The sequence below is a fragment of the Spirillospora sp. NPDC047279 genome, from assembly GCF_040643285.1.
Lineage (GTDB): Bacteria > Actinomycetota > Actinomycetes > Streptosporangiales > Streptosporangiaceae > Spirillospora.
The window spans coordinates 268,331-277,287 of record NZ_JBEYUA010000013.1; the positions used below are offsets into that span (position 1 = coordinate 268,331).

Annotated in this window: 5 protein-coding genes; 2 read left to right on the plus strand and 3 right to left on the minus strand. The window is 74.3% G+C overall.

Annotated features, from left to right (window positions below):
- Positions 1 to 1,617 carry an AMP-binding protein gene (locus ABZ810_RS31425; protein ID WP_358409482.1) on the plus strand — a complete coding sequence of 539 codons (1,617 nt, stop codon included), beginning with the start codon at positions 1 to 3 and terminating at the stop codon, positions 1,615 to 1,617.
- Positions 1,618 to 1,794: 177 nt separating this feature from the next.
- Entirely contained in the window at positions 1,795 to 4,737 is a 2,943-nt protein-coding gene (locus tag ABZ810_RS31430; protein WP_358409484.1) for a LuxR C-terminal-related transcriptional regulator, read from the plus strand.
- Here the strand turns inward: ABZ810_RS31430 and ABZ810_RS31435 are convergent.
- Genes ABZ810_RS31435 through ABZ810_RS31445 form a run of 3 tightly spaced genes read right to left on the minus strand, consistent with a single transcriptional unit; the run spans position 4,716 to position 8,829 of the window.
- On the minus strand, positions 4,716 to 5,189 hold the full coding sequence (locus tag ABZ810_RS31435) for an SRPBCC family protein (RefSeq protein WP_358409485.1): 474 nt from the start codon (positions 5,187 to 5,189) through the stop codon (positions 4,716 to 4,718). The two genes, ABZ810_RS31430 and ABZ810_RS31435, sit on opposite strands and share 22 nt — an antisense overlap.
- Before the next feature lie 32 nt (positions 5,190 to 5,221).
- Positions 5,222 to 6,919, minus strand: a complete 1,698-nt coding sequence (locus ABZ810_RS31440) for an aldehyde dehydrogenase (protein ID WP_358409486.1) — start codon at positions 6,917 to 6,919, stop codon at positions 5,222 to 5,224.
- A complete protein-coding gene (locus tag ABZ810_RS31445) occupies positions 6,916 to 8,829 on the minus strand; it encodes an MFS transporter (protein WP_358409488.1) in 1,914 nt (637 codons plus the stop codon). The genes ABZ810_RS31440 and ABZ810_RS31445 overlap by 4 nt, the downstream gene beginning before the upstream one ends.
- Between the last annotated feature and the right edge of the window lie 128 nt (positions 8,830 to 8,957).

Consider the following 8,957-nt stretch of genomic DNA (forward strand, 5'->3'; position numbering starts at 1 on the left):
GTGCTGGAACGGGTTCGAACGCTGGCTGGACTGGGAGTCCGGGCCACCAAGGCCGCGCGCGACCAGGGCATGCTGCGCCCGGTCCGCCCCGACCGGGCGGTGCGCCTGCCCTTCCCCTACCTGCGGTACGGCACGGCCCCGGCCACGGTCGGCGCGATGTCCGCGCTGCGCTTCCCCGGCCGGACGGCGATCATCGACGAGCGCGGGTCGCTGACCTTCGCCGAGTTGGAGGAGCAGGTCGCCGCGCTCGCGACCGCGCTGCGCGAACGGGTCGGCGAGGACGAGCGGGTGGGCGTGTTGTGCCGCAACCACCGGGGCTTCGTCACGGCGGTGCTCGCCGCGTCCCGGCTCGGCGGCGACGTCGTCCTGCTCAACACCGACTTCTCCGCGCCCCAGCTGGGCGAGGTGGCCGAACGCGAGGGCATCGCGCTGCTGATCCACGACCAGGAGTTCGACGGGGTCGTGGACGAGTCGCCGTACTTCGACAAGGGCACCGCGCGGCGCGTGCACGCCTGGGTCGACGACGAGGCCCGCGCCGGGCACCCGTCGATCGCGAGCCTGGTCGCCGGCACCGAGCCGGCGAAGGTCAGGCCCGGCTCCCCCAGCAAGGTCATCATCCTGACCTCGGGGACGACCGGTACGCCCAAGGGCGCCCGGCACGACCTCTCGGTCAGCACGATGATCCCGATCGCCCTGACCCATCTGGTGCGCGTCCCGCTGCGGTCCGGCGCGCCGATGGTGGTCGCGCCGCCGCTGTTCCACGTGCTGGGCTTCGCCTACATGTCGATCGCGCTCGGCATCGGCATGTCGCTGGTGCTCTCGCGCCGCTTCGATCCGGCCGGGACGCTCCGGCTCGTCGAGGAGCACGAGGCCGAGGCCCTGGTGGCCGTCCCGGTCATGCTCCAGCGTGTGCTGGACGCGCTGGACGGGCCGCCGCCCGCCGGGCTGAGGGCGGTGATCTGCGGCGGCTCGGCGCTGCACCCGCACCTGTCCGAGACGTTCATGGACCGGTTCGGCGACATCTTGATCAACATGTACGGCGCGACCGAGACCGGCTGGGCGACCATCGCCACCCCGGAGGACCTGCGGGCCGCGCCCGGCACCGTGGGGCGGCCGTCGTTCCGGGTCACCGTGCGGATCCTGGACGAGGACGGCGGCGAGCTGCCGGCCGGCGAGGTCGGCGAGATCTACACCGGCGGCGGGGTCCGCTTCGCCGGCTACACCGGGGGCGGCGGCAAGGAGGTCAGGGACGGGCTCACCGGCACCGGCGACCTCGGTCACCTCGACGACGAGGGCCGGCTGTTCGTCGACGGCCGTGCCGACGACATGATCGTCTCCGGTGGCGAGAACGTCTTCCCCGGCGAGGTCGAGGACCTGCTCGGCCGGCACCCCGCGGTCGCCGAGGTCGCCGTCACCGGCGCCGACGACGAGAAGTTCGGCCAGCGGCTCGTGGCCTACGTCGTCCGCGCGGAGGGCGAGGAGATCACCGAGGACGGGCTGAAGGACCACGTGAAACGGCAGCTGGCCCGCTACAAGGTCCCGCGCGACGTGCACTTCGTCGACGAGCTCCCCAGGACCAGCACCGGAAAGGTCAGGTCCCGCGCGCTACGAGGCTGACCGGATCGCCCGACCCTGCACCCCTCCGCGGGGTCGGGCCCGGTCCTGACTCCCCGGATGACGGACAGAAAAGAATCACTGCCTATACTTTTTCGGGAAATCGAGAAATCCAGTCGCCCAGCATTGTGTGCTCGCAGCCTTAATTGGAACGCACCAATTCAGCGGGAGCCGTCCTTGGTGAGCAAAGAGACGCCGCTCGACACCGATCTCCGGCTCGGCTCGCTCCCGCTGGTCGGGCGGGCGGCCGAGATCGCGCACATCGAACGCGCCGTCACCGCCCTGGCCGCCGGCACCGGCGGCGTGCTGGTCGTCGAGGCGGCGCGCGGGCTCGGCAAGAGCCGGCTCGTCGCGCACGCCGCCGCGATGGCGGCGCGGTCCGAGCTGACCACCGCCGTGCGCCGGGCGACCGAGCTCGACCACATGACGCCCATGTCCACCCTGCACCGCACCCTCAGCGGCTGCCGGGCCATCGCCCCGCGCCTGGGCCGGCTCGTGGAGGACGAGGAGGAGCGGCCGCTCCCCGACCGGCTGGCCGAACGGCTGGCCGCGCTCACCCCCGAACGCGGGCTGGTCGTCGGCATCGACGACGCGCACCTCGCCGACGAGATGACGGCGACCGTGCTGCGCACCGTGGTCCCGGCGCTGAAGGCCGAGCCGGTGTTGTGGATCCTGTCCACGCGCCCCGGCCCCGACCCCTCGTCCACGCCGGCGGCGTACGAGGCCGTCGAGGCGCTCGTGGCCGGCGGGGCCACCTGCCTCCAGCCGGGCCCCCTCGCCGACGACGACGTGGCGCGGTTGTGCGCCTCGGTGCTCGGCGCCCCCGTCTCGCCCGAGGTGATGGAGCTGGCCGCCCGTGCCGGGGGCAACCCGTTCCTCTGCAAGGAGCTGCTGACCTCGTTCAAGGACACCGGCCGGCTCAAGGTGGCGGGCGGTGTGCCGCACGTCGCCGGGGGCCTGGACGGGCGGGACGGCCCCGAGCTGCCAGGGCGGCTCCTCGCGGCCGTGAACGGATGGCTCGGCGGGCTCTCGGACCCGGCCAGCCGGCTGCTGGAGGCCGGGGCCATCCTCGGCCGGCCGTTCACCGTCCACGAGGTCGTGGGGCTGATCGGCCGGTCCGCGGTCGACCTCGTGCCCGCCGCCACCGAGGCGGTCACCGCGGGGATCCTCACCGGCACCGGCTCCGAGCTCGACTTCCAGCACGGGCTGATCCGCGACGCCGTCTACGCCCGGCTGAGCGAACCCGTCCGGCTCGCCCTGCACCGGGAGGCCGCGGTCGTCGTGGAGGCCGAGGGCCGCGACCTCGGCGAGATCACCGAGCACCTGCTGCGCAGCAGGCATCCGGCCGACGCCCGGGTGACGGGGGTGCTCAAGGACGCCGTCCGCGAGCAGGCCGCGCACTCGCCGGGCGACGCGGCCGACCTGGCCCTGCGGCTGCTCGACCAGCTCGACGAGCAGGACCACGCCACGACCGAGATCACGGTCGAGGCGATCCGGCTGCTGGCCCTGTCCGGACGTGCCCGCCAGGCCAAGGACCTGGCCGAACGCGCGCTGCACACCGCGCCCGACGTGGAGACCGAGACGACCCTGCTCGACGCCTACTCCGAGGTGCTCCGGCTGCTGGGCGACGACGCCGCCGTGGTCGAGCACACCCGCCGGATGCTGGCCCGGCCCGAGGTCACCGAGGCCGCGCGCGCCGAGCTGCTGGCGCTCCAGGCGTACGGGTCGGCCCAGGCGGGCGACGCCGAGACCGCGGAGCAGGTCGGGCTGGAGGCGGTCGAGCTGGCCGAGCTCTCCGGCCGCCGCGGGGCGCTCGTGCTGGGGTCGATCGCGCGCAGCGTCGCGGCGCGTTCGCGCAACGACTTCGGCCTGTCGCTGGAGATGGCCCGCCGCGCGGTCGAGACCGCCGACGGCGCCGGTCCCGGTGCGCCGCGGCAGCACCATCCGCGGTTGTGGCTGATCCCGTCGCTGATCGTGCTCGACCGTTTCGACGAGGCCGACGAGGTGCTGCGGCACTGCCGCAACGAGGCCGCGACGTACGGCACGGACTGGTCCACGCCCCTGTGGTACTCGCACAGCGCGCACCTGCACCTCACCGTCGGCCGTTTCGAGGAGGCGGCCGAGGACGCGCTCGCGGGGTTGCGGCTGGCCGAGGAGTCGTCGTCGGACGCGCTGGCCGTGCCGTTGCTGGCCAGCCTCAGCGAGTCCCAGGTGCGCAGGGACGATCTGAAGGCCGCCCGCGCGAGCCTGCGCCGCGCGCAGCGGCTGTCGCGGTGGCCGGGCGAGACGCGCCGCGGCCATCTCGCCTGGCGGCGGCTGCTCATCCAGCTGGCCGCCGGCCAGGACCGCGAGGCGCTGCGCACCGCCCGCGGGATCTGCGTCGCCTCACCGATCAGGGACACCCTCGTCGCGAGCTGCCCGCTCGTCGCCTCCACCCTGGTCCGCATGATGGTCGCGAACGACGACGCGCCGCGGGCCAGGTCGATGGCCGACTCGGTCCGGGCGATCTCCGCCGCCAATCCCGGGGTGCGATCGCTCGCCGCGGCGGCGGCCCACACCGACGGCCTGATCAGCGACGATCCCGCCCGCCTGGCCACGGCGGTCGAGCTCTACCGGTGGACCCCGCTCACGCCGGTGCGCGCGTCCGCGCTGGAGGACGCGGGACGCGCCGAGCTGCGGCGCGGCGACCGGGAGCACGCGATCGAGCTGCTGGAGGAGGCGCGGGAGACCTGGTACGCCTGCCGCGCGGTCCGCGACGTCGCCCGGGTGGGCAGGCTGCTCAAGCCGGAGGCGGACGGCACGGGCCTGCCCGGCCCGCCCGCCGCCTCCCCTTCCGCCGCCCCGCGCGCCCGCGTCGAGGTCGAGCAGGCGCCGGAGCTCGACCTGCTGACCCGGTCCGAGATGCGGGTCGTCCGGCTGGTCGCCCAGGGGCTGACCAACCGCGAGATCGCGGCCCGCCTGTCGGTCTCGCCCCACACGGTCGACTCCCATCTGCGCCGGAGCTTCCGCAAGTTCGACGTCACCAATCGTGTGGAGCTGACCCGCAAGGTCCTCGCCGCCATCAACGACACCGGCGACGCGGACGACACCGGCGGCGGGCCTCAGGCCGGCGCGAACGACTGATCGTCCAGCAGCCGGCCGCCGGCCAGCACCTCCACCGGGCCCGCGGCGGCGCCCGCCACGACCGCGACGGCCGAGCGCAGCAGGACGCGGCCGACCAGCGGCTCGATCGCGCGCGCCAGGTTGGCCACGCTCGTGCCGGCGTCGGCGCGGTAGGTGACCAGGCTGCCGGTGCTCGTGGGCTCGATGGTCCAGGCACCGGAGAACGCGGCGAAGTCGCCCTCGGTCTGCTCGAAGCCGATGCGGAACGTGTCCGCCGCCTCCTCGGCGCGGTCGTGCTGGGTCCAGCGGATCAGGCCGCCCCGGAAGCGCACCGCCCACCGGCTGGTGTCCCCCTCCACGGCGACCGCCGCCACGTCCTCGGCCCAGCCGGGGAACCGTTCGTAGTCGCGCAGTGCGGCGTACAGGTCCGCGGCCCGGTGCCGCACGGCCATCTCGATCGTGTACGTGGCCATGGTGTTCGCTGCTCCTCTCCCTGCTCCCTCGCTCAGCGTTCGGAGGCGGCCATCTCGGGCCGCACGATGCCCACTCCCTGGAGGTGCGACGTCCGCAACATCAGGTAGTTGGCCTCGCCGAAGACTCCGCCGGTGAGGCCCGTGCCGCCGTGGGTGGGCAGGAACGGGCGGAAACCCGAGTGCGAGTCGTTCACGTTGAGCACGCCGCAGCCGGTCACGCCGTCGACGAAGCGCTGGATCACCCGCTCGTCGTTCGACCAGACCGAGGTGCGCAGCCCGTACCGGTCCCCGGCCAGGAACGCGAGGACCGCGTCGAGGAGCCGATCGTCCGCCGCGCGGGCATCGGTCACGGCGCCGTCCGGGCCGCCGTCCGCCGCTTCGTCCGGCAGACCGTCCGTCAGGTCCGGGACGACGACGGGCAGCAGCGGCGAGAAGGTCTCGTTCCGCACGGCGCCCGTGCCCGCCGCCCGGCGCAGGCCGTCGACCCGCAGGATCGCCGGCTCCAGGAAGAGCCCGGTGTCGGACGGCGACCCGTCCACCTCCAGGCGCCGCCCGCCGTGGACGAGCTCGGCGCCGCCGGCCAGCGCCTCCTGGATGTCGGTGAAGTAGGAGTCCGCCATCAGGACCGGCGTCAGCACCACGCCGGGCTCGTCGGGGAACCCCGGCCTGGTCTCCCGCGCCACGCGCACGAGGCGTTCCAGCAGCTCGCCGGCGATGGCGGGATGGGCGATGACCTGGTTGGGGATGTTGCAGATCTGCCCGGACTGGCGGAAGTTCTCCGCCAGGGAGCGCACCGCCCCGTCCAGGTCCGCGTCCCGCCAGACCACGCAGCAGTCGTTGCCGGCGAGCTCCAGGATCGGCTTCTTGCCCGCCGCCACCGCGGCGCGTTCGAACTCCAGGCCCTTCTCGCTGCCGCCGATGTAGACGATGTCGTCGACGTCGGGGCTGTCCAGCCAGGAGTCCATGGCCGCGGGGGCGCACAGGACGTTGAGGGTGCCCGGCGGCGCGCCGAACTCCTCCAGCACCGGGATCACGACCTCGTGCAGGGCGTACGTCGTCGCCAGCGGAACGCTGCGCGGCGCCCGCACGACGACGGTGTTGCCCGCCAGCAGCGCGGTGATCCCGAACAGCGCGTTCGGCGTCGCGGCGTTCTGCGGCGGGTTGACGCAGACCACCCCGTCCGGGACGCGCCTGACCAGCGACCGGCGGCACCCCTCGTCGCGCTCGTGGTACATCTGCTCGGCGCACCACTGCAACGTCTCGGGGCTGAAGTCGGCGAGCCAGTACTCGTCCAGGCACGGCCCGGCGAGCGACCGGGGCTGTCCCTCGGCGACGAGCACCTCGGCGATGTCGTCGCGGCGTTCGCGCAGCCGTTCGCCGATCCGGCAGCCGATCTCCACCCGGGTGCCGAGCGGGACCTTCGCCCACTCGGGGGCGGCGGCCGCGGCGGCGCGCAGCGCCCGCCGCATCATGTCGTCGTCGGCCAGGGCGCATCCGCCCGTGACGGCCGCGCCGGCGGCGGCCGGGTCCACCCGTCCCGCGTCGAGGTCCTTCTTCAGCCGCAGCGCGGCGAAGGTGTCCTCGAGGACCGAGCGGACCGGCACCGTGTAGACGTACCTCCCGTCCGGGGGTTCGACGTGCTCGCCCCCTATGTAGGCGGGGTACATCAGGGGCCCGTCCGTGAGACCTCCGGCGGTCCGGACGATCTGACCGGTCTGTTCCGTGCTCACCGTCGCACCTCGCTCTCCACGTCGCTGTCCGCGTCCCTGTCCGCGTCCCTGTCCGCGTCCCTGTCCGCGTCGCTTGCGCGCCGGACGTCGACGACCACCCCGTCCGGCTCGATCGCGAAGTTGACCGACGACAGGTCCGGTACGTGCACGTCCGCCCCGATCCCGCCGTTCGCGGCGGTGGGGCCGACGCCGACCGTCGCGCAGCCGGCGGCACGGGCGGAGGAGACGCCGGTCGCCGAGTCCTCGACGACCAGGCAGCGTCCCGGGTCCACGCCGAGCCGGGCGGCGCCCTCCAGGTAGGGGTCGGGGGCGGGCTTCCCGCGTTCGAGGTCGTCGGCCGTGACCACGACGCCGGGCTCGGGCAGGCCGCTCGCCTCCATGCGCGCGGTCGTCACGGGCCTGGTGCAGGAGGTGACGATCGCCAGCCGTTCGCCGACCGAGGAGAGCGCCTCGCCCGCTCCGGGCAGGACGACGACGCCGGTCAGGTCGCGGGTGGCGAAGTCCTCGTACTCGGCCAGCGCCTCGTCGATCCGGTCGGGCGGGACCAGGCCGGCCACGATCTCGCGGGCCGGCCGGCCCTGGGCGCGGGCGGGCAGGTCGGGGTCGAGGCCCTCCTGCTCGGCCCACCGCCGCCACGCCCGCCGCACCGAGTCGGTGGAGTCGATGAGCGTGCCGTCCATGTCGAAGAGAATCGCGTCGAACCGGCGTTCGGAGAACATCTCTCCCTCCTCTGTCGTGCTGGTTTCCGCGGCTCGGGTGGATCGGGTGACCAGAAGGCCGACCAGCGCCAGTGCGAGCAGCGCCAGCGTGGCGCCCAGGATCGCGACGGCGTTCAGCCCGCCGTTGTCGAGGGCGAGGCCGCCCAGCCCGGCGCCGCCGACGATGCCCACGTTGAACGCGGAGACGGCGAAGGAGACCGCCAGGTCGCCGCCGGGTCCGGCCGCCTGGTAGAGGCCGGCCTGCACGGCGGGCACGAACGACCACGCCGCGAGCTGCCAGACCGCGACCAGGGCGATCGCCCCGGCCGGTGTACTGGTGGCCGGCAGGACGAGCAGCAGGGCCGCCGCCGTGATGGCCGCGGTGACCAGCAGCGTGGCCCGCGGCCGCGCGTCCGCGCCGCGCCCGCCGAGCAGGTTGCCGAAGACGGCGCCGAGCCCGGCCAGGAACAGCACGGCCGTCACCGGGGCGCCGTTCAGGCCGGCCCGGGTCTCCAGCAGCGGCACCAGGTAGGTGTAGACGGTGAACGAGCCGCCCCAGAACAGCACGATCGCGCCGAGGCCGATCAAGACCGGGCGCGCGGCCAGCGCGGCCAGACGGGTGCGCAGCGCGGGGCCGTCGTCGGCGCCGGAGCCGGGCACCGCCGCGGCGACCAGGAACAGGCCGGCGAGCGCCAGCCCCGCCACACCGAGGATCGGCAGCCGCCAGCCGCTGTTCTGGCCGAGCAGCGTGGAGACGGGCACGCCCAGTGCCGTGGCGGTGCTGACCCCCGCGACGATCGTGGCCATGGCCCGCGCGCGTCCCTCTGGCGGCGCGAGCTTCGCGGCCACCGCGATCGCCGTGGCCAGGTAGAGGCCCATCATGGCGCCGGTGAACACGCGGGAGGCCAGCAGCACCGCGTAGTTCGGCGCCAGGCCCGCCATCACGTGGCCGGCGATGAACAGGCCCAGCGTGCCGAGCAGCACCCGGCGCCGGTCGACCTTGGCGAAGAGGGCCGCCAGCAGGGGCGCCCCCACCGCGAAGGCGAGCGCGTTCATCGTGACGAGCTGCCCGGCGGTCGCCTCCGAGACCTCCATGGAGCGGGCGATCTGGGGCAGCAGGCCCACCGGGATGAACTCGGTGCAGGAGACGGCGAAGGCGCCGACGAACAGAGCGACGTTCCAGAAACGTCCCGCTCTTTCGGCCCTGGCCATGAGATTCCCTTCGTAGGTCGGGTGCGCGGTAGGTCGGGTGCGCGGTAGGTCGGGTGCGCGGTAGGTCGGGTGCGCGGTAGGTCGGGTGCGCGGTAGGTCGGGTGCGCGGTAGGTCGGGTGCGCGTACG